Here is a 20207-nt window from a genome sequence, read left to right as displayed (position 1 = left end):
GGGTGCTTGCTGAGTCACACCCACTAAAAAGCCCCGCGTCTGTGCAAGAGCGCGGGGCTTTTTCAATTCAGCCAGTGAGCTGTTCAGGCTCGCAGTGAATCAGAAGCGGTAGGTCGCGCCGACACCAAAACCATTGGAGCTGTTTTCGTACTTGGCGCTGTAACTGTCTACTGCGTTGGAGTGATTCACCGTGACAGCTTCTTCCTTGAGGTAGGAATAGGCGACGTCGATGGTCAGATCATCGGTGACGTTGTAGCCAGCGCCAAGGCTGAAGATAGTGCGGTCACCTGTAGGAATGCGTGGTGAGCGGTCAGTATTGTTGGTAGGCGACTGGTCAAAGGTCAGGCCGGTGCGCAATATCCACTGCTTGTTCAACTTGTAGGAAGTACCGATGGCGTAGGCCCAGGTATTGTGCCAGTTCTGCTCTTCCGTAATGGTGCCGAACAAGGCTGGGGACAATACACCGCCCTGTGCCGCAGTGACGCCTTCGTTATTGACGGTGATGTTTTTCAGGCGGCTCCAGCGGGTCCAGGTGGAACCTGCATACACGGTCCACGCATCTGTCAGTTGTTGCGTCACGGAGAAGTCGACCGATTCAGGCGTTTCGATTTTCAGCGAAGCGTCGTATCGATTGCTTTGCAGGAAGGCGGAAGGAGCGTTGGCGCCTGCAGTGATATCGGTATGACCTTCGAGCTTGTAATTCACTTTCGAGTGATAGGTCAGGCCGAGGCGGGTGGTATCGGTTGCTTGTACCAGAACACCGAAGTTATAGCCCAGAGCGGTGTCGTCGCCTTTGATCTTGACGTGGGTATCGCCAAAAAGAGGTACATCCGACTCGAGAGTGCCGCCAATACGGTTAATGGTCGGGCCGAAACCGATCGATACTCTGTCGTTGAAGGCATAGCTGACGGTAGGTTGGAAGGTCACAACCTTGACTTCACTCTTGCTGCCGAAGCCGCCGCCCTGGAAGCCACTTTCATAGTTGGTAATCAGACCAAAAGGTGCATAGACGCCGAGGCCAAATGCCCAGTGATCATCGATCGGTTTGACGTAATAGCCCATCGGAACGGCTGTGAATGGCACCATGTCGCCCTTGTTGGTACCCGGATGGGCGCCGTGGGCGTCTTTGATATCACTCGAAGCGTCGATAGCTGCCAGCCCGCCAGTGACTTCCTGGCGCTTGATACGCGACATACCGGCAGGGTTGCCAAATACAGTACTCGCATCCTCGGCGGACGAAGAGCGTCCCGCAAAACCAGTCCCCATCCCACTGATGCTCTGTTCGTTGAGGGCAAAGCCACTTGCGAAGATCTGGGTGGATGCCAAGGTAACGGCGAGGCTAAGGGTGGTTTTGAGCATTACTCTTTTCATTATTAGAACTCCTGGTGATCACCGGGGCGAAAATTACCAACATTTTCGTTTGAGCGCTATAGGCTGGATGGCTTGAGATAGAGCGCTTTTGTAGGACAATCAGACCAGATTCGCACCTATAATGCGCGATCTTGCAAATTGCCCGGTTAGCAGGCGATCTGATTCAGCGGTGATACACAGGTTTGCCAGGCGCAGGTGAAGTCACGCAGACGACCTTGCGGCTGGAAGGTCTGGCGCCAGATTCTGGCCATGCCCAGCAGGTCATCGGCTTCGGGGAGCGGGGTATTCTGTTCTTCTATCAATAGCCAGGCGATGGCGGTGGCGTAACGCAGGTTGACGGTCAGTTCGAGGTGCGGACCGCTGAGGAACGCGTGCTGGCTGGCGAGGCCGCGAACCAGGCTGGCGCGTTCCGGGTCCAGCGCCAGGTAGTGATCCCAAAGCGCCTGGTGACGAGGTTCGGCAATCCGGTACAGACCATGCCCGCGGCGGTCATGCAGGGCGGAGCCGAGAGCGGACTGACTGGCTGCAACACCCAGTAGCAGGGATTCGGCAATCGTGCTGTGGCGTCCGAGGTAAATCAATGTCGGACGGATCACATAACGGCACAGTTCGCTGGCGGCGATACCCATAAAGCCCTCGAAACGTGAAGTGGGCGGCGATTCCTGACTGGGTGGGCTTGGCAGCTGTGGATCGACTCAGGATCGCCGGAAGCGGATCAAGCCGCTTGAGTTGAAGTGTAGTGTCATATTCGTGCCGTAAAGGCCTGTTTTTAAAATATTTCTGGCACCGAGTTATAACCGTTATATCGCTTGGTGCTTAAGCCGGTACAGCGAATGGAGAAATATCAGGCAATAAAAAGCCCTGCTTTTCAGGCAGGGCTTTTGATGTTTTCAGCCTTTCTGGCGTATCAGGCAACCAGTGCCTGACGGGTACGCTCGATCACGGCCTGCAGCGGCTCGGCGCTGGAGTATTGATCGGGGTACAGGCGTTCGCTGTGACGAGCGATGCCGTGTTCATTGACCAGAGTGAAGCTGAAGCAGCCTTTGCGAGCAGCCATGATCAGGCAGTTCATTGGAGCAAAAGCGTTGGTTAGGGTGCGAATGGCATCCTGAGTGTGGATTTGAGTAGACATGGTTATTGGGTGTTCCTACAAATGACACGGATAAGAACCGTGCAACGTTAAAACGTTCCAGTAACGACGATCACCATTGATCGAACGAAGAACCCGACTGGAACAAAGCAGCCAGTTGAAGCGCTATGATTTTTGCGCGCTTGGGCCGGCAGGTAGGTACTTAGGAGGGCAGGCAACACATCAAGGGCAGAGGTTCTGGGCCCGGGGTGAAGATCCTGATCAATTTGCAGGTTGGTTCGGTCAGAGTAAGTGAGCTTCGCAACACCCTTTGCTTTCGATTCAAAGGCAGTGTTGTCGCAAGCGTTACCTGGAAACCATCGAGGTGGTCGGTCCCGTGATGTCGGTAGAGGCTTCTCTTTAGGGAAGGTATACCGCAGGAGTTGTTCGACCAGAATTGACTTTCAGCTTGGTACTAACGCCGCGGATAGTAACGGATTGAATTCGAGAAAGGAAGTGTGTTAGGCAAAAACTTTTACTGATGCTTGAATCGCTCTGCTCGCTGGCGGGAAATTGCCGTGCCTGGCGCATCTGCAGTCGCGGGTAAAACGTCGCGGCAACAGTAAAGCACACAATTGGGTCGCCAGGTGTCCAGCGGTATGAGCCTCACCTCGCTTGAAACGCAGGTACAGTGAGGCTCGTTGTGACGGATTGACTGCAAAACGCACGAAAAAAGGGCGGTGATATAACCACCTCAAAGGGACTTGTGCACATTAGTTGCGTGGACTGTCACCGGCCTGTCATTTCACCTTCAAGCGCAGTGGGTGCCTGTAGTGGAAATTTAAGTCAATGAAAAACATCGCTTTTTTTTACTGGTGAAAAAATCGTCAGTTTGACTGCGAGCCCCATTCCACAGGGCTTCTGGCGAGTTCAGGGCGGGTTGTCCACTGAGTTATCCACAGCTTCTGTGGATTGTCCCGAGCGCTTGCTCTAGGACGGGCGTGCAGGCTTTTTTCGACTTTACCCGTACGAAAAAAAGAGTAGAGTGGCGCGCCTTCCGATTCGTCCCACAGTACTTTATGAAGTTTCGCTCAGTACCAACCTCTGTTACCTCCATCGCCTCAGATGTTACGCCACCCAAGCGCTTTTCGATTCGAGTCGCTGAATGGTTGCTTGACAGCCCACGTCTGGGCGACAACCCCAACATCAAACATTTCGCCGGACGTTTGCTCAAGGCTCCAGCCCGTGAAGGGGTGGTGGCTGCGCAAAGTCGTCTGGGGCTATTGATGTGCCGCGAATGCGGCAATGCCCGAGATCGGCGCATTGGCCAGGACCTGCTGCGTCAGGCCGCACGTGCCGGCGACCGGCGTGCCCGGCAGGAACTCGGTCAGATCGAAGACTGAGCTGTCCAAGCCCCGACGGCTTGGTTAACCTTCGCGCTTTAATTCATCGGCAGGAGTCGTCATGGCTATGGACGTGACCAGTGTGTTGCTCGGTCTGGCGGGTGCTGCGCTACCGTTATTGATGCTGGCGTGGCAGCTACAGCGGCGCCTGAGCACCGCGCAGTCCGAGCTGTCGCTGCTTGAAGAACGCTTGGGTACTGCACAACTGGCGCAGGACGGTCTGAATGCGCAACTCGATGCCTGCCGTGATGAAATCAGCGACCTGGGTCAGGCCAATGCCGCCAAGCAAGCCGATCTGGCTGCCGTGCGCCGTGAAGTCGAGCTGTTGCAGATCGAGCGCGACAACGCTCGTGATGCGGCTCATGCCTGGAACCTCGAGCGCAGCAGTAAAGAGGCCGAGTTGCGGCGGCTGGACGCTCRGGCCGCCTCGTTGAATGCCGAGCTGCGTGAGCAGCAGGAAAGCCATCAGCAACGCCTGAGCGACCTGCAAGGCTCGCGGGATGAGCTGCGGGCGCAGTTCGCCGAGCTCGCCGGGAAAATCTTCGATGAGCGTGAGCAGCGCTTTGCCGAAACCAGCCAGCAGCGTTTGGGCCAATTGCTTGACCCACTGAAAGAGCGCATTCAATCCTTCGAGAAGCGCGTCGAGGAAAGTTATCAGGCTGAAGCTCGCGAGCGCTTCTCGCTGGCCAAGGAACTGGAGCGTTTGCAACAACTGAACCTGCGCTTGAGCGACGAGGCGACCAACCTCACGCGAGCACTCAAGGGGCAGAAAACCCAAGGCAACTGGGGCGAGTTGATTCTCGAGCGAGTGCTGGAACACGCAGGCCTGGAGAAGGGCCGCGAGTACCAGACTMAAGTCAGTCTCAAAGGCCCGGATGGCGAGCGTTTCCAGCCCGACGTGCTGATTTATCTGCCGGGCGACAAGCAGGTGGTGGTCGACTCGAAGGTCAGCCTGACGGCCTATCAGCAATACGTGGCGGCTGACGACGATGCGATTGGCCAGGCGGCGCTGAAACAGCATGTGCTGTCGTTGCGTAATCATGTCAAGGGCTTGTCCGATAAGGACTATAAGCGCCTGGACGGTCTGCACAGCCTGGATTTCGTATTACTTTTCGTGCCCATCGAGGCGGCTTTTTCCGCTGCATTGCAGGCCGAGCCGAATCTGTTTCAGGAAGCGTTCGATCGCCATATCGTCATCGTCAGCCCGACCACCTTACTGGCCACGTTGCGCGTCATCGACAGCCTGTGGAAGCAAGAGCGCCAGAGTCAGAATGCCCGGGAAATTGCCGAGCGCGCGGGCTGGCTGTACGACAAGTTCGTGTTGTTTATTCAGGACCTGGACGAGGTCGGCAATCGCTTGCAGCAACTGGATAAAGCCTACAGCGCCGCACGCAACAAACTGACGGAAGGCCGCGGCAATCTGGTCAGCCGCAGCGAACAGCTTAAATTGCTCGGCGCACGGGCCAGCAAGAGCTTGCCGGCCGATCTGCTGGAGCGGGCGATGACCGATGTCGATGGCTTGGCCGAGTTGCCGGAGTAGCGCCTACAACGGCAAATGCCGACTCAACAACGCGCGCAATGCCGCCGGTTTCACCGGTTTCGGCAGGTATTCCAGGCCTGCTGCATGCACTTGGGCAACCATCTCCGGTCGCCCGTCAGCACTGATCACCACGCCAGGCACCGGCTCACCGAGTTGAGAGCGTAGCCAGGCCATGAGTTCGGTGCCGGTTTCGCCATGGTCGAGGTGGTAATCCACCAATGCCAGTTGCGGGCGCATGCCATCGCTGAGCAGCGCAGTGCACTCATCGCGATTGCGCGCGGTATACACCTGGCAGCCCCAGCGCGAGAGCAGGCTGTTCATGCCGATCAGAATGCTGTCTTCGTTATCGATACACAGCACCTGCGCGCCCGTCGGCAGCCGGCCATTGAGCTTGGCAGTGGTCCCGGGCGCACAGGTTTGAGCATGGGCCAGAGGCACGCTGACGCTAAACACACTGCCTTTGCCTGGCCAGGAGCGGACTTGCAGTTGATGACCCAGCACCCGGCACAAACCGTCGGCAATCGCCAGACCCAGGCCCAGGCCTTTTTCGGCGCGGGTCTGGTGGCTGTCGAGGCGCTTGAACTCCTCGAAGATCTCTTGGCGTTTGTCTTCGGGAATCCCCGGGCCACGGTCCCAGACCTCCAGGCACAGCTGATCGCCCTTGTGCCGTACGCCCAATAGCACGGGGCCTTTGGCGTAGCGGAAGGCGTTGGTCAGGAAGTTTTGCAGAATCCGCCGCAGCAATTTGATATCGCTGTCGACCCGCAGGCGACTGCCGCGCAGGCGAAATTTCAGCCCTTGCTCCTGCGCCAGTGCCTTGAATTCGGCGCCGAGGGTGTCGAACAGATCATTCAGCACAAATGGCTTGCGATCCGGGTTGATCTTGCCATTTTCCAGGCGCGAGATGTCGAGCAGGTCACTGATCAAGTCCTCGGCCGAGCGAAGCGAACTGTCCAGATGCTGCACCAGTTGCCGGGTCTCGGGGGAGAGATCTTCGTTCTGGTGGGAGAGGGCGGCCGAGAACAGCCGCGCGGCGTTCAATGGCTGCATCAGGTCGTGGCTGACGGCTGCAAGGAAACGGGTTTTCGACTGGTTGGCCGCCTCGGCGGTGCCTTTGGCTTCGGTCAGCGCGATGTTCAGTTGCGACAGTTCATGGGTGCGCTCGGCGACGCGTCGCTCCAGGCCCTCGTTGGCCTCGGTCAGCGCCTGCTCGGCTTCGCGAAACGCGGTGATGTCGGTGAAACTCATGACAAACCCGCCGCCCGGCATTGGATTGCCGATCAGCTCGATCACCCGGCCGTTGGGGAACAACCGCTCCGAGGTGTGGGCGCGCCCCTGGCGCATCCAGTGCAGGCGCCGGGCAACGTGGACTTCCGCTTCGCCGGGGCCGCACAGGCCGCGTTCGGCGTTATAGCGAATGATGTCGGCAATCGGCCGGCCGACACTGATCAGGCCGTCCGGGTAGTTGAACAGTTCAAGGTAGCGACGGTTCCAGGCCACCAGCTTCAGCGACTGGTCGACCACGCTGATGCCTTGGGTGATGTTCTCGATCGCGCCTTGCAGCAAGGCGCGGTTGAATTGCAGCACTTCCGAGGCTTCGTCGGCGATTCGCACCACGTCCTCGAGTTGCATTTCCCGACCTTCAATAGCGGCTTTTACGACGGCGCGGGTCGATGACGCCCCGAGTACACCGGCGAGCAGGCGTTCGGTGTGGRCAATCCATTCACCGTCGGCATTCTGATTCGGATTGAAGCCTTTTCCTTGGCGGTAGGCGAAGCGGATGAAGCTCTGGCGTGCCCGTTCTTCGCCGACAAAACGTGCCGCGAGTTGCAGCAGATCGTCGATTTGCACCGCCAGCATCGAGCGTGCGCTCGGCCGTGTGCTGATTTCCTGGCCAATGAAGCGTCCGGCCTGCCAGTGTTCCGAGACCCGTGTGCGGGACAGCATCGACACCCAGGCGAACAAGGTGAAGTTACCGGCCAGTGACAACACCACGCCTTGGGTCAGTGGGGAAATCGGCAGGTTCAGCGGATTGCCGTGCAGCCAGCCCAGCCCAGGGAAGCTGTGCAGCGACCAGCCCAGGCTGTTGGCGGCGATCGGCAGAATCAACGTGTAGAACCAGAGAAAAGTCCCCGCCGCGAGACCGGCGAATACTCCGCGGCGGTTGGCCTGTTTCCAGTACAGCGCGCCGAGCATCGCCGGCGCCAGTTGGGTCACGGCGGCAAACGCGATCTGTCCGATGGTGGCCAGGCTGGCGGTCGAGCCGAGCAGGCGATAGGACACATAGGCCAGCAGCAGAATCGCCACGATGCTCACTCGACGCACCGAAAGCATCCAGTGGCGGAACACCTCGAACGGCCGCTCGGCATTTTTCCGGCGTAGCAGCCATGGCAGCAGCATGTCGTTGGAAACCATGGTCGACAGCGCCACGCTGGCAACGATCACCATGCCGGTGGCGGCCGATGCGCCACCGATAAACGCCAGCAGCGCCAGTGCCGGGTGGGCCTGGGCCAGTGGCAGGCTGATCACGAAGGAGTCGGGCAGTACCGAGCTTGGCAGCATCATTTGCCCGGCCAGCGCAATCGGTACCACGAACAGTGCGGCCAATCCCAGATAAGCCGGGAATACCCATTTCGCCAAGCGCAAATCGTGCGGTTCGATGTTCTCCACCACAGTCACATGGAACTGTCGTGGCAGGCAGATGATCGCCATCATCGCCACGCCCGTCTGCACCACCATCGATGGCCAATTGACGGTTTCTTTCCAGTATTCCTCCAGGCGTGGTGCGAGCATGGCCTGATCGAACAGGTCGTTGAAGCCATCGTACAAACCATACGTGACGAAGGCGCCGACGGCGAGGAAGGCGAGCAGCTTGACCAGTGCTTCGAAGGCAATCGCCAGCACCATGCCACGGTGGTGCTCTGTAGCATCGAGGTTGCGGGTGCCGAAGACGATGGTGAACAGTGCCAGAATCAGCGACACAATCAGCGCCGTGTCCTGGGCCCGGGTGCCCATGGCATCCRGACCTGCGCCGATCAACAGGTTGACCCCCAGGACGATGCCTTTAAGTTGCAAGGCGATGTAGGGCAATACGCCTACCAGACAGATCAGTGCCACCACCACTGCCAGCGATTGCGACTTGCCGTAGCGGGCGGCGATGAAGTCGGCAATCGAGGTGATGTTTTCCTGTTTGCTGATCATCACCATTTTTTGCAGGACCCACGGCGCGAACACCAGCAGCAGCATCGGCCCCAGATAAATCGGCAAAAACGACCAGAGTTGTTCGGCGGCCTGACCGACAGCGCCAAAGAACGTCCAGCTGGTGCAGTAGACCGCCAGCGACAGGCTGTACACCCAGGCACGCATACGCGGTGGCAGCGGTGCGCTGCGCCGGTCACCGTAAAAGGCGATAGCGAACATGACGGCCATATAGGCCAGGGCGACGGCGGCGATCAGTCCGCTGGACAGCGACATGGTAACTCCAGGCATAAAGACACCCGGGACGCAGACCCGGTATTACAGTCTCGCACGACCACTTCAGTTAGTCAGTGTCGACCAAGGTCGTGGCGCGGCGGGGTGTCGCAGGGTGGATACGTACCGTGTTTGCGCGGCAGCTACGGGGCCAGTGCGATGTCGATCAAGCGATGCAACTCTTCAACCTCAAGCGCCGCCGATGCGAACAGGATGCGGAACACCGTCGGCGCCACCACCATGTTGATCAATCGGTCGACACTGGGCTTCGGCTCATTCGGATAGCGGTCCAGTATTGTCTGCAACTGACCGCTGAGAATGCTCACGCAATACCCCGGCGTGGCGCTCGATTGCACGTCACGCATCATGTTGCGGCCGGGCTCCGAGCTCATTTCGTCCAGATACTGCTCGGCCCAGGCGCGCAAATCGCCGCGCAGGCTGCCGGTGTTGGCGGGTTCGCTGTCAGGACGCATGCGTACCAGCGCGACGTCGGCCAAGAGTGCCGACAAGTCACCCCAACGTCGGTAGATCGTTGACGGCGTAACGCCTGCGCGGGCGGCGATTTGCGGCACGGTCACGCTCGAGCGCTCCTGTTCTTCGAGGAGTTCGCGTACTGCCGAATGAATCGACTCTTGCACCCTGGCACTACGGCCGCCCGGGCGTAAACCTTCTTTAATAGCCATGCGTCGAACCTTAACACAAAGAATTTGCTTTAAGCCGAAGCCAGTAGCACACTCCGTAAAGCAAAAAATTAGCTTTTGCGGAGTGTGCCCATGTCCAGTTCTGTCTCAAACCGTTCCAGCCTGGTGTTCCTGGCGATCACCTTACTGAGTTTTCTCGCCGCTTCCAGTGCACCAACACCGCTTTATCACCTGTACCAGGAGGCGCTGCAGTTTTCTCCGGCAACCCTGACGCTGATTTTCGGGGTGTATGCCTTTAGCCTGCTGGCGGCGCTGCTGACGGTCGGCTCGTTGTCGGATCATCTGGGGCGCAAACCGGTGATCTTCGCTGCGTTACTGCTGGATATGCTGGCGATGTTGCTGTTTATCAATGCCGACAGTGTGGCTTGGCTGATCGCTGCGCGGGTGCTTCAGGGGTTTGCCACCGGCATGGCCACCAGCGTACTCGGTGCGGCGTTGCTCGATACTGACCGGCAGCAAGGCCCGCTGGTGAATAGCGTTGCGCCGCTTCTGGGCATGGCGTTTGGCGCATTGGGCAGTGGATTGCTGGCGGAGTACGCACCGCAACCGTTGCAGTTGGTCTACTGGATTCTGTTGGGGTTGTTCCTGCTGCAAGCCCTGTACGTCTGGCGTCTGCCAGAAAGTGTCAGTCGACTACCCGGCGCCTGGGCGTCGCTACGCCCGACCTTGCATGTGCCGCCACAGGCACGACGGGCGCTGTGGCTGGCGCTGCCGGTGGATGTGGCGGTCTGGGCGGTGGGCGGCTTCTTCCTGTCACTGGCGCCATCGCTGGTTCGTACGGCGACCGGTTCGACCTCCAACCTGATCGGCGGAGGTTTGGTGGCCGTGTTGACGGTCAGCGGCGCATTGATGATCTTCTCGTTGCGCAAGCGCCCGGCAGACAAAGTCCTGCGCTTGGGCGCGAGCTGCTTGGCGATCGGCATCGCGCTGATTCTGAGCGCCGTGCACAGCGCCAGTCTGCCGCTGTTTTTCTTCGCCACTCTGGTGGCTGGCAGTGGTTTTGGTGCCGGTTTTCTCGGTGCCTTGCGCAGCGTGGTACCGCTGGCCTTGCCCCATGAGCGCGCGGGGTTGATGTCGGCGTTCTACGTGCTGAGTTACCTGGCGTTCTGCCTGCCGTCGCTATTGGCAGGCAACCTGACCCGGACCTTCGGTCTGATCGCCACCACCGATGGCTATGGCGCGGTATTGATCGTGCTGTCGTTGGGGGCGTTGTTGGGGTTGATGCGTCAGCGGCCGGCCAAGCTCTGTGGGGTAGCGGATAATCCTTAACGTGACAGAGGCGTTCCCAGTCGGAGTGATACGGGCAGCAGTGTTTAATACCTATATCTGTAAAACAGATAACAGTTAGAGAAATTACCCGTTATATAGATATTCGATTCAGTTCTACCATGAGCTCTACCTCACTCGAGGACAGGAGTTCACGATGCAATGCCCCAACAGCAACAAAACCGCTAACCGGCCTTTGAGCCATTTGCAGCACCCTCGCGAAGCGATTCGTCAGTTCACCCCGAACTGGTTCGCCGCGACCATGGGTACCGGGGTCCTGGCCTTGGCGCTCGCCCAATTGCCGGTGTCTGTCCCTGGCCTGCATGCCTTCGCTGAAGGCCTGTGGATGTTCAATATTTTCCTGTTCCTGCTGTTCAGCGGGTTGTACGCCGCGCGCTGGGCGTTTTTCTTCGATGAAGCGCGACGGATTTTCGGCCACTCCACGGTTTCGATGTTTTTCGGCACCATTCCCATGGGCCTGGCGACCATCATCAATGGCTTCCTGCTGTTTGGTCTGCCGCGTTGGGGGGAGGGCGTTGTGCACCTGGCCGAGGTGCTGTGGTGGCTGGATGTCGCCATGTCGCTGGCCTGCGGCGTCTTGATCCCGTATATGATGTTCACCCGTCAGGAGCACAGCATCGACCAGATGACCRCCGTCTGGCTGCTACCGGTGGTGGCTGCAGAAGTCGCGGCGGCGAGCGGTGGTTTGCTTGCGCCGCATCTGGCAGATGCCCACTCGCAATTGGTGGTGCTGGTGACCAGCTACGTGCTGTGGGCGTTCTCGCTGCCGGTGGCGTTCAGCATCCTGACCATCCTGCTGCTGCGTATGGCCCTGCACAAATTGCCCCACGAAAACATGGCCGCGTCGAGCTGGCTGGCGCTGGGGCCGATCGGTACCGGGGCGCTGGGCATGTTGTTGCTGGGTAGCGATGCGCCGGCTATTTTCGCCGCCAACGGTTTGCCGGGAATCGGTGAAATTGCCGCCGGACTGGGCCTGATCGCAGGCATTACGCTGTGGGGCTTCGGCTTGTGGTGGATGTTGATGGCGGTGCTGATCACCTTGCGTTACCTGCGTGGTGGAATTCCCTTCAACCTCGGCTGGTGGGGTTTTACCTTCCCGTTGGGCGTCTATTCGCTGGCCACGCTGAAGCTGGCAGGCACCTTGAACCTGACTTTTTTCAGTATCTTTGGCAGCGTTTTGGTGGTCGCACTGGCGATCATGTGGCTGATCGTCTCCAAGCGCACCGTTCAAGGCGCCTGGCGCGGTGAGTTGTTTGTTTCGCCGTGTATTGCCGGATTAGCGAAATAATTCGCAAAGTTTAGGTAAGGTTGTGGCCTGGATCGCGGTACGACATTCCAATAAGAGCATCCAAGCCACACAGGGACATGGAAGATGAGCCACCCTTCGCAGTTCACCTTGCTTCGCAAGCGGCGGTTTCTGCCGTTTTTTGTTACGCAGTCCCTCGGGGCGTTCAACGACAACATCTTCAAGCAGTCGTTGATCCTTGCCATTTTGTACAAGCTGACCATCGAGGGTGACCGTTCGATCTGGGTCAACCTGTGTGCGCTGCTGTTCATCCTGCCGTTCTTTCTGTTCTCGGCGCTGGCCGGACAGTTCGGTGAAAAGTTCGCCAAGGACGCGCTGATTCGTCTGATCAAACTCGGTGAAATCGCGATCATGGCGGTCGGCGCAGTCGGGTTCCTGTTCGATCACCTGTCGCTGATGCTGGTGGCGCTGTTCGCCATGGGCACCCACTCGGCGCTGTTCGGCCCGGTGAAGTACTCGATCCTGCCGCAGGCCCTGCATGAAGAAGAGCTGGTGGGTGGTAACGGTCTGGTGGAAATGGGCACCTTCCTGGCGATTCTGGCCGGGACCATTGGCGCCGGGATCATGATGTCGTCCAGTCACTACGCACCGATCGTCTCTACGGCGATCATCGGTGTCGCGGTGCTGGGCTATCTGACCAGCCGCGGCATTCCACGCGCCGCGGCATCCACTCCTGAACTGCGGTTGAACTGGAATATCTTCAGCCAGTCCTGGGCGACTCTGCGCCTGGGACTGGGGCAAACGCCCGCAGTGTCGCGCTCAATTGTCGGTAACTCGTGGTTCTGGTTTGTCGGGGCGATTTACCTGACGCAAATCCCGGCCTACGCCAAAGAGTGGATGCACGGTGACGAGACCGTAGTGACGCTGATTCTGACGGTGTTCTCGGTCGGTATCGCGCTGGGATCTATGCTCTGCGAAAAACTCTCTGGACGCAAAATCGAGATCGGACTGGTGCCGTTTGGCTCCTTTGGGCTGACAGTGTTCGGTTTGCTGCTCTGGTGGAGCTCCGGGGGTATCCCGCAAAGCGTTCAAGGTCATGGCTGGATCGAAGTGCTTGGCTTCGCTCATACGTGGTGGGTGCTGTTCGATATTCTCGGGCTGGGGATTTTCGGTGGTTTCTACATCGTGCCGCTGTACGCGTTGATCCAGTCGCGCACTGCCGAAAACGAGCGGGCGCGGGTGATCGCGGCCAACAACATCCTCAACGCACTGTTCATGGTGGTCTCGGCGATTGTCTCGATTGTGCTGCTGAGCATCGTCAAGCTGTCGATTCCCCAGCTGTTCCTGGTGGTGTCGCTGCTGAACATTGGCGTCAACGCCTACATCTTCAGCATCGTTCCCGAATTCAGCATGCGCTTCATGATCTGGCTGCTCAGCCATTCCATGTACCGCGTGCAGCACCGTAACCTTGAGCTGATTCCTGATGAAGGTGCGGCGTTACTGGTCTGCAACCACGTGTCGTTCGTCGACGCTTTGCTGATTGGTGGCGCAGTGCGTCGGCCGATTCGCTTTGTGATGTATTACAAGATCTACAACCTGCCGGTGCTGAACTTCATCTTCCGTACGGCGGGGACCATTCCGATTGCCGGGCGCCAGGAAGACAACCAGATTTACGAAAAGGCCTTCAAGCGAATCGCCCAGTACCTGAAAGATGGTGAGCTGGTGTGCATCTTCCCCGAAGGCAAGCTGACCGCCGATGGCGAGATCAATGAGTTCAAAGGCGGGCTGACGCGGATACTGGAAGAGACACCGGTGCCGGTGATTCCATTGGCCTTGCAAGGGTTGTGGGGCAGCTTTTTCAGCCGCGATCCGAACAAGGGCTTGTTCCACCGTCTCTGGTCACGGGTGACCCTGGTGGCCGGGCCGGCGGTGGCGGTTGAAGTCGCGCAGCCTGCGCAGTTGCAAGCGCTGGTCGGCGAGTTGCGTGGCACCGTTAGATAGTGGGTGTTTTGGTCGGCCTCATCGCGAGCAGGCTCGCTCCCACACTTGATCTGTGAACGACACAGAACCAATGTGGGAGCGAGCTTGCTCCGGGCGGCGTTCCGATGATGGCGGTAGAGGCCTAAGTACTGACTTTGAGCCCGACCAACCCGGCGATGATCAGCGCGACGCTGGCCAGGCGGAACAGCGCCATGGATTCACCAAACAGGATGATCCCTGCGATAACCGTGCCCACGGCGCCGACGCCAGTCCAGATTGCGTAGGCAGTGCCCAACGGCAGATCCTTCATGGCCAGGCCCAGCAGACCCAGGCTGATTACCATGGCACCGACAGTCAGGACGGTGGGAAGAGGGCGGCTGAAGCCGTCGGTGTATTTCAGGCCAACGGCCCAGCCGACTTCAAACAGGCCAGCGAAAAACAGAATGATCCAAGGCATGAAGACCTCCATCGATTGACGGGGTCGTCCCCAGATTAATAACTTGAACGAGCCGCGAGGTCGTCCTCGCGATGCGCAGTATAGTGCCCACTATTAACCTGAGGATCAAGTTACAGGGTCAGTCGGTTGCTTGTTGGGCGGCCAGTTCGCGGTCGTGTTTCTCGCTCATTCGACGGAAGTACGTCGAGAGCAACGCCCCGGAAATGTTGTGCCAAACGCTGAATAGCGCGCTCGGCACCGCTGCCAGTGGCGAGAAGTGGGCACTGGCCAGTGCCGCGCCCAGACCGGAGTTCTGCATGCCGACTTCCAGTGCCAGGGACTTGCGTTGCGCCAGCGGCAGTTTGAACACGCGTCCGGTGAAGTAGCCCAGCAGGAAGCCAAAGCTGTTATGCAGCATCACCACAGCCATGATCAGCAGGCCGGATTCGGCAATCTTTGCCTGACTCGCCGCGACAACGGCGGCGACGATGATCACGATGCTCACCACTGAAACCAGAGGCAGCACCTCTACCGCGTGGCGCACCCGATCTCCCAGCAGGCGCTGGGCGACTACGCCGAGCACGATCGGCAGCAACACCACTTGCAGGATCGACCAGAACAGTTCCATGAACGAGACCGGCAACCAGGCCGAGGCCAGTAACCAGATCAGGGCGGGTGTCAGCACCGGAGCGAGCAGGGTGGTGACGGCGGCAATCGCTACCGACAGCGCCAAGTCGCCGCGGGCCAGCCAGGTCATCACGTTCGACGAGGTGCCGCTTGGGCAGCAACCGACCAGAATCACCCCGACGGCGATTTCCGGTGGCAGGTGAAACGCCTGGCAGAGCAACCATGCCACGCCGGGCATGATCACGAAATGTGCGACCACGCCCAGTGCCACGCGCCACGGATGGCGGGAGCGAGCCTGCTCGCGATGACGGACTGACATWCAACAWKGATGTTGACTGAAACTCCGCTATCGCGAGCAGGCTCGCTCCCACAGTAGAGATCACAAGCCTTTAGATCCCTTGCGGAGTCTCTTCACCGCCCAACGCCTCAACCAGCGCCGGGAGGAAGTCGCCGAAAGTCAGCATCATCAGCGTGAAGCTGGCGTCCAGTTGGCCGAGGGCTTCATCGCCACCGTCCTGTTCTGCCTGATCCTGCAGCAGGTCTTCGAACTTCAGGCGCTTGACCACCATCTTGTCGTCGAGGACGAACGACAGTTTGTCTTGCCAGGCCAGGGACAGCTGAGTGACCACTTTACCGGTGCTCAGGTGCAACTGGATTTCTTCGCTGGTCAGGTCTTGGCGCTTGCAACGGACGATGCCGCCGTCTTCGTGGGTATCGCGCAGTTCGCACTCATCCAGTACGAAGAAGTCGTCAGCGGCTTTCTGGGTGGTGACCCACTCAGTCATGGTCGCGGTCGGGGACATTTTTACAGTCAGCGGACGTACCGGCAGCGTGCCGATTACTTCACGCAGCGTCGAAAGCAGGTCTTCGGCGCGTTTCGGGCTGGCGGAGTTGACCAGGATCAGCCCCTGTTTCGGTGCGATGGCGGCAAAGGTCGACGAGCGACGGATAAAGGCGCGCGGCAGGAACGCCTGGATGATTTCATCCTTGATCTGATCACGCTCCTTCTTATAGACCTTGCGCATTTGCTCGGCTTCGATCTCTTCGACCTTTTCCTTGACTGCGTCGCGCACGACGCTGCCTGGCAGAATGCGTTCTTCCTTGCGTGCGGCGATCAGCAGGAAGTCTCCGCTGACATGTACCAGAGGGGCATCTTCGCCTTTGCCAAACGGCGCGACGAAACCGTAGGTGGTCAACTCCTGGCTTGCACATGGGCGCGCCAGCTTGGTGGCCAGTGCAGTTTCCAACGCCTCAGCATCAAAAGGCAGATCTTGGGTCAGGCGATAGATAAGCAGGTTCTTGAACCACATGGGGTGAGTCTCTCCTTTATACAAAGGGGGGCATTATTCTCCGCGCAGCGTCATAGGCCAACCCTCAGCTAAGCCTTTGGAAGGCCTGAAAAAATTATTTTAAAAAGTGCTTGCCAGAGGTGGGGCTGCTCCGTAGAATGCGCGCCACACCGAACGTGAAGGGTGATTAGCTCAGCTGGGAGAGCGTCTGCCTTACAAGCAGAATGTCGGCGGTTCGATCCCGTCATCACCCACCATTCGCATTCAGTGTTACGCGCAGCGGTAGTTCAGTCGGTTAGAATACCGGCCTGTCACGCCGGGGGTCGCGGGTTCGAGTCCCGTCCGCTGCGCCATATTCGGTAACCTGGAACACTGAACGCCAGGTCACCACGGAAAGCCCGCTAACGCGGGCTTTTTGCTGTAAGAGTTCCATGCGATGTGCACTGTTTCATTGAAATTCAGCTTTTTTAATATTTTTCTTAATTAAATCAGCACGTTATGAATTTTTGTGGCACAATGCGCCCCGCAACGAAGGTAAAGGGTGATTAGCTCAGCTGGGAGAGCGTCTGCCTTACAAGCAGAATGTCGGCGGTTCGATCCCGTCATCACCCACCACTTACTTTCAACGCTACGCGCAGCGGTAGTTCAGTCGGTTAGAATACCGGCCTGTCACGCCGGGGGTCGCGGGTTCGAGTCCCGTCCGCTGCGCCATATTCGGTAACCTGGAACACTGAACGCCAGGTCACCACAGAAAGCCCGCTTAATGCGGGCTTTTTGCTGTCTGGGGTTTTATCAAGTCATAGTCCCCGATAAAAAAGCGACCCTTGGTCGCTTTTTTCGTTTATGGGTTACTACTGCTCGGCATTGCGCGCGTGCCGGTAATCACTGACCGCTTCGTACACCGCTTTGCGTAGCCGATTGATACCGCCGATAGGGCGGTGGGCTTCCAGACCAAACCAGGGGTTGAAGGACTGGTTATCGCATCGGAGGTTCAGCGCTGGCGTGTCGAAGTCCTGGGCGGGTATCTGAATCCGCGCCACGGTTTCAAACGGCGCATCGCTTTCACGCCATTCGATGCTGGTGTCTTCGATCGGCATGTACCTGGTCGGGTCCTGGCGCTGGATCTGCAAGACAAAACACGCGGGCACACGATCCGTCGACAGCTGCTGATTCAGTGCGCTGCGCAAATAGTTTGGCAGCGCTTGATTTTGCGCAGGCAGGGTGTAGTTGGGGCAGCTGTCGGGGTCTGGCGCGACGCGAAACTTGGCGTTGGCCGTACCGAATTTATACGGCGAGACGGAAAAATAAGTGGTCTGGGTCGGGCTGGCCGGTGCTGGCGCCAGCGTCGCCAAGGCAATAAACAGGTGACGAACCTGCCAGCTGCGCGGATCCCAACTCGGAAAGAACGCCATGACCTGTTTGCCATCCGCCTGGGCTGCGACGTTCTGACGGTACTCGGCGACATTGCTGACGAAGAAGTTCGGATGGCTGAACATCACGAAGTCCTGCTCGCTGCGGCTCTGCTGATCCTTGAGTAGCTGCGTTCCCGGTACATCAAGCAATTTGATCGCCATGCCTCGGGCATCGCGGACGCTGTCGAATTGCGGATAGGCGTTACCGTTGGACAGTCGCAAGATGGCTTGCCAGGTCTTGCCGGCTTCGCTAAAGACCCCTTGACGCAGTTCAGGCGCCAGGTCGGCCAGCACTTGAACCTCGGCCTTTACGCAGCCATGCGCCTTGGCGTGGGCATCGCGCAGGAAGCGAGTGTTTTCGCGGTGCTGGTCGACGATGTGCACGGCGGTCTGGATGATCTCCTGGGTCATTGCTGCTTCACCGGCCGGAATGCGCTCGTTGGCAGAGACCGGGCCGCTGTGATGCCAGGCGAACCAGCCCGTCGCCACTGCCCAGCCCAGCAAGCCGAGTCCCAACAGAAGCAGCAGGGCTTTGCCTAGTAGTACGCCAATGCGCAGCCAAAGAGTGATCAACATGCGCGAATCCTTTTTGCTGCGGTGATGGTCATGGCAATTGCGATTCCAAAGGACCGCCGAGCACCTTCAGGTATTCCAGTAGCGCCCAGCGCTCTTGTGGTTGCAGCAGACGGCCGATGACCCCGTTGCCCCGTTCGCCTGCACGAAATTCGTGACCGCCGTTGTGGTTGCCGGTGATTCGCGTGTCGAACTCGAAACCGTTGCTGAAGGCTTCAGTGCGATAACCCAGGTGCTGCGGGTCGTATTCCGAGAGTTTGTTCAGGTCCAGCGGTCCAGCAGGCGTCGGGTGCAGTTTGACGTCCAGTTTCGCCAGTTCGGCCAGGTCCCATTTGAGCGCGCTCAGGTCGAAACGGTGGTCGGCGATGTTGTTGGCGGCCCCCGGGTCGGTGCCTATGACGTCCACCGGTAGCATTTTCAGTTTCTGTTCAGGCCGACCATTGGTCACCGTCACGTTCGGTACATGGCAACCGGCGCAGTTCTCGGCGAACAACGTGCGGCCCTTGGCGGCCAGCGGTTTGTCGATGCTGCCGAGCAATGCTTCGGGCCAGGCCGGAGGTTTGAGTCGCTTCAGGGTTTCTTCGATCAGTTGCAGGTCACGTACTCGCACGCTGGAGGGGTAGCGATCATCGCCCTTGAGCGGCTGGCCGGCGGCATCGAAGAAGTTCAGCGTCGCACCGACGCCCAGGGCTTCGCCGATGTTGCGCGCCATGGGTTGCTGGGCTGAGCCGTTCCATTGCACCCAATCAAAACTCCAGATATCCCACAGCTGCGGGTAGTCCACGGGCGCGTTGGCTACTCGGTAGTTGTTCGGCGAAATGGCGTCGCCGAAAGTGGCATTGGCAATACGGCCGAAAGCGTCGGTACGGCCCGGGCCTTCTTCGGTGGGGTAGAGGCCGCGGTGGGTGTCATTCCAGGCAGCGCGCAGGAAGGTATCCAGCGACGTTTTGAAGTCCTGGCGCAGTTGTGAGTGCTGGGCGTCATAGTCCTGACCCAGCACGTTGCGTGCGAAGCGTTCGAATTTCCAGGGGTTGTAGTAGGTCGAGGCGAGACTTGCGACCAATGCCTGACCGAAACTGCCGCCGCGCAGAGTGGGGACACTGGAAGGCAATACGTGCTGCGCCGAGCCACCGTCGATGCGTATTGCCTGGCCTTTAAAGCGCAGCTCGCCGGTATGGCAGGCGGCGCAGGTAACATCCAGAAACTCTTCTTTACTGCCAGGGTTCTGATGACGGGCGAAGCCGACGGGCAGGTTGCCGGGGTTGTTCGGCGTGGCTTTCTGGGCGGGATCCACCAGAAAACCAAAACGCGCCAGGTATTCCGGCGCGGCAAAGCGTTGCTCCGAGAACGGCAGTTCAAGTGCTGTGAACCAGTTGTAGCGCAGGCCTTTGACCTGCGTACCCTGCGGCGTGAAGTAGTAGGTCTGGCGGTCGGCGGCGTCCCACTGCTCGAGGTAGTTCACCTGCTCGACCGGCGTATAGGCCGGCAGCTTCGGGTTGGCGACGTAATACAGGACCACCGCCAGAGYGACTACCAGCAGGGTGATTATCAGTAACAGCACACGGATCAAGAGGCGCACTTTAAACATCCTTGTCGATTTATAGCCTTGTTATGCCTTAGCTCCGAGTACGCGGCAAGTGGCCATTACGCCAGACGCTGTAGGAACCGGCGTTTATTGCACTGAGAAGAAGCTGACAGAAGCTTCATGACCAGCACTCGCAAAATGCATTGAAAGACCTGAACTTATCGGAGCTTTCCTGCTCTCATGCCGGTAGCCATTGGTCGTGGCGGCCTGATAAGCT

General features: G+C 58.8%; 14 protein-coding genes, 4 tRNA genes and 1 pseudogene. 9 read left to right on the top strand and 10 right to left on the bottom strand.

Going from position 1 to position 20207, the window contains the following annotated elements; all coding sequences use genetic code 11:
• Positions 1 to 99 precede the first annotated feature (99 nt).
• The 3 genes from AC1DH9_RS05840 to AC1DH9_RS05830 form a co-directional block, all read right to left on the bottom strand.
• Positions 100 to 1371, bottom strand: coding sequence for an OmpP1/FadL family transporter (locus AC1DH9_RS05840; RefSeq protein WP_427530391.1), 1272 nt, complete (start codon positions 1369 to 1371; stop codon positions 100 to 102).
• A 146-nt stretch (positions 1372 to 1517) separates the two neighbouring features.
• Positions 1518 to 2000, bottom strand: coding sequence for a hypothetical protein (locus tag AC1DH9_RS05835; RefSeq protein WP_019693082.1), 483 nt, complete (start codon positions 1998 to 2000; stop codon positions 1518 to 1520).
• Positions 2001 to 2278: 278 nt separating this feature from the next.
• The gene (locus AC1DH9_RS05830; RefSeq protein ID WP_007898912.1) at positions 2279 to 2503 is read right to left on the bottom strand and encodes a hypothetical protein; all 225 of its coding nucleotides are present in this window, start codon (positions 2501 to 2503) and stop codon (positions 2279 to 2281) included.
• A 1016-nt stretch (positions 2504 to 3519) separates the two neighbouring features.
• Here AC1DH9_RS05830 and AC1DH9_RS05825 point away from each other — a divergent pair.
• Positions 3520 to 3843 (top strand): sel1 repeat family protein, encoded by a 324-nt coding sequence (locus AC1DH9_RS05825; protein ID WP_427546019.1) that lies wholly within the window; start codon positions 3520 to 3522, stop codon positions 3841 to 3843.
• Positions 3844 to 4018: 175 nt separating this feature from the next.
• Positions 4019 to 5383 (top strand): DNA recombination protein RmuC, encoded by a 1365-nt coding sequence (locus tag AC1DH9_RS05820; RefSeq protein ID WP_477807914.1) that lies wholly within the window; start codon positions 4019 to 4021, stop codon positions 5381 to 5383.
• Positions 5384 to 5386: 3 nt separating this feature from the next.
• Here the strand turns inward: AC1DH9_RS05820 and AC1DH9_RS05815 are convergent, their stop codons facing one another.
• Both AC1DH9_RS05815 and AC1DH9_RS05810 read right to left on the bottom strand, forming a co-directional pair.
• A complete protein-coding gene (locus tag AC1DH9_RS05815) occupies positions 5387 to 8857 on the bottom strand; it encodes a hybrid sensor histidine kinase/response regulator (protein ID WP_477807913.1) in 3471 nt (1156 codons plus the stop codon).
• A gap of 140 nt (positions 8858 to 8997) precedes the next feature.
• A complete protein-coding gene (locus AC1DH9_RS05810) occupies positions 8998 to 9537 on the bottom strand; it encodes a TetR/AcrR family transcriptional regulator (protein WP_427546023.1) in 540 nt (179 codons plus the stop codon).
• Between the two features lie 90 nt (positions 9538 to 9627).
• Between AC1DH9_RS05810 and AC1DH9_RS05805 the strand changes: the two genes are divergently transcribed.
• From AC1DH9_RS05805 to AC1DH9_RS05795, 3 genes are all read left to right on the top strand, one after another.
• Entirely contained in the window at positions 9628 to 10824 is a 1197-nt protein-coding gene (locus tag AC1DH9_RS05805; RefSeq protein WP_427546025.1) for an MFS transporter, read from the top strand.
• A 154-nt stretch (positions 10825 to 10978) separates the two neighbouring features.
• A complete protein-coding gene (locus tag AC1DH9_RS05800; RefSeq protein WP_477807912.1) occupies positions 10979 to 12130 on the top strand; it encodes a TDT family transporter in 1152 nt (383 codons plus the stop codon).
• 84 nt (positions 12131 to 12214) lie between these two features.
• The gene (locus tag AC1DH9_RS05795) at positions 12215 to 14089 is read left to right on the top strand and encodes an MFS transporter (RefSeq protein ID WP_427546029.1); all 1875 of its coding nucleotides are present in this window, start codon (positions 12215 to 12217) and stop codon (positions 14087 to 14089) included.
• Positions 14090 to 14210: 121 nt separating this feature from the next.
• Here AC1DH9_RS05795 and sugE read toward each other — a convergent pair whose 3' ends face one another.
• From sugE to rdgC, 3 genes and pseudogenes are all read right to left on the bottom strand, one after another.
• A complete protein-coding gene (gene sugE / locus AC1DH9_RS05790; protein WP_123580246.1) occupies positions 14211 to 14525 on the bottom strand; it encodes a quaternary ammonium compound efflux SMR transporter SugE in 315 nt (104 codons plus the stop codon).
• 118 nt (positions 14526 to 14643) lie between these two features.
• A pseudogene (locus tag AC1DH9_RS05785) lies at positions 14644 to 15420 on the bottom strand (bile acid:sodium symporter family protein); the annotation flags it as partial.
• Positions 15421 to 15520: 100 nt separating this feature from the next.
• A complete protein-coding gene (gene rdgC / locus AC1DH9_RS05780; RefSeq protein WP_095147961.1) occupies positions 15521 to 16441 on the bottom strand; it encodes a recombination-associated protein RdgC in 921 nt (306 codons plus the stop codon).
• A gap of 160 nt (positions 16442 to 16601) precedes the next feature.
• Between rdgC and AC1DH9_RS05775 the strand changes: the two genes are divergently transcribed.
• From AC1DH9_RS05775 to AC1DH9_RS05760, 4 genes are all read left to right on the top strand, one after another.
• Positions 16602 to 16677, top strand: a tRNA-Val gene (locus AC1DH9_RS05775).
• A 19-nt stretch (positions 16678 to 16696) separates the two neighbouring features.
• Positions 16697 to 16773: transfer RNA gene (locus AC1DH9_RS05770), tRNA-Asp, on the top strand.
• A 186-nt stretch (positions 16774 to 16959) separates the two neighbouring features.
• Positions 16960 to 17035: transfer RNA gene (locus AC1DH9_RS05765), tRNA-Val, on the top strand.
• Positions 17036 to 17054: 19 nt separating this feature from the next.
• Positions 17055 to 17131 (top strand) — tRNA-Asp (locus tag AC1DH9_RS05760).
• 140 nt (positions 17132 to 17271) lie between these two features.
• On the opposite strand, the gene AC1DH9_RS05755 is transcribed toward AC1DH9_RS05760, so the two are convergent.
• Complete coding sequence (locus AC1DH9_RS05755) at positions 17272 to 18408, bottom strand: catalase family protein (protein ID WP_427541588.1); 1137 nt, start codon at positions 18406 to 18408, stop codon at positions 17272 to 17274.
• Between the two features lie 28 nt (positions 18409 to 18436).
• Positions 18437 to 19984, bottom strand: a complete 1548-nt coding sequence (locus AC1DH9_RS05750) for a di-heme-cytochrome C peroxidase (RefSeq protein WP_477807911.1) — start codon at positions 19982 to 19984, stop codon at positions 18437 to 18439.
• Positions 19985 to 20207 lie beyond the last annotated feature (223 nt).

The organism is Pseudomonas sp. 05T35, from assembly GCF_056396605.1.
Note: the sequence above shows the minus strand (reverse complement) of the source record. Positions and strands in the feature narration are given on the sequence as shown.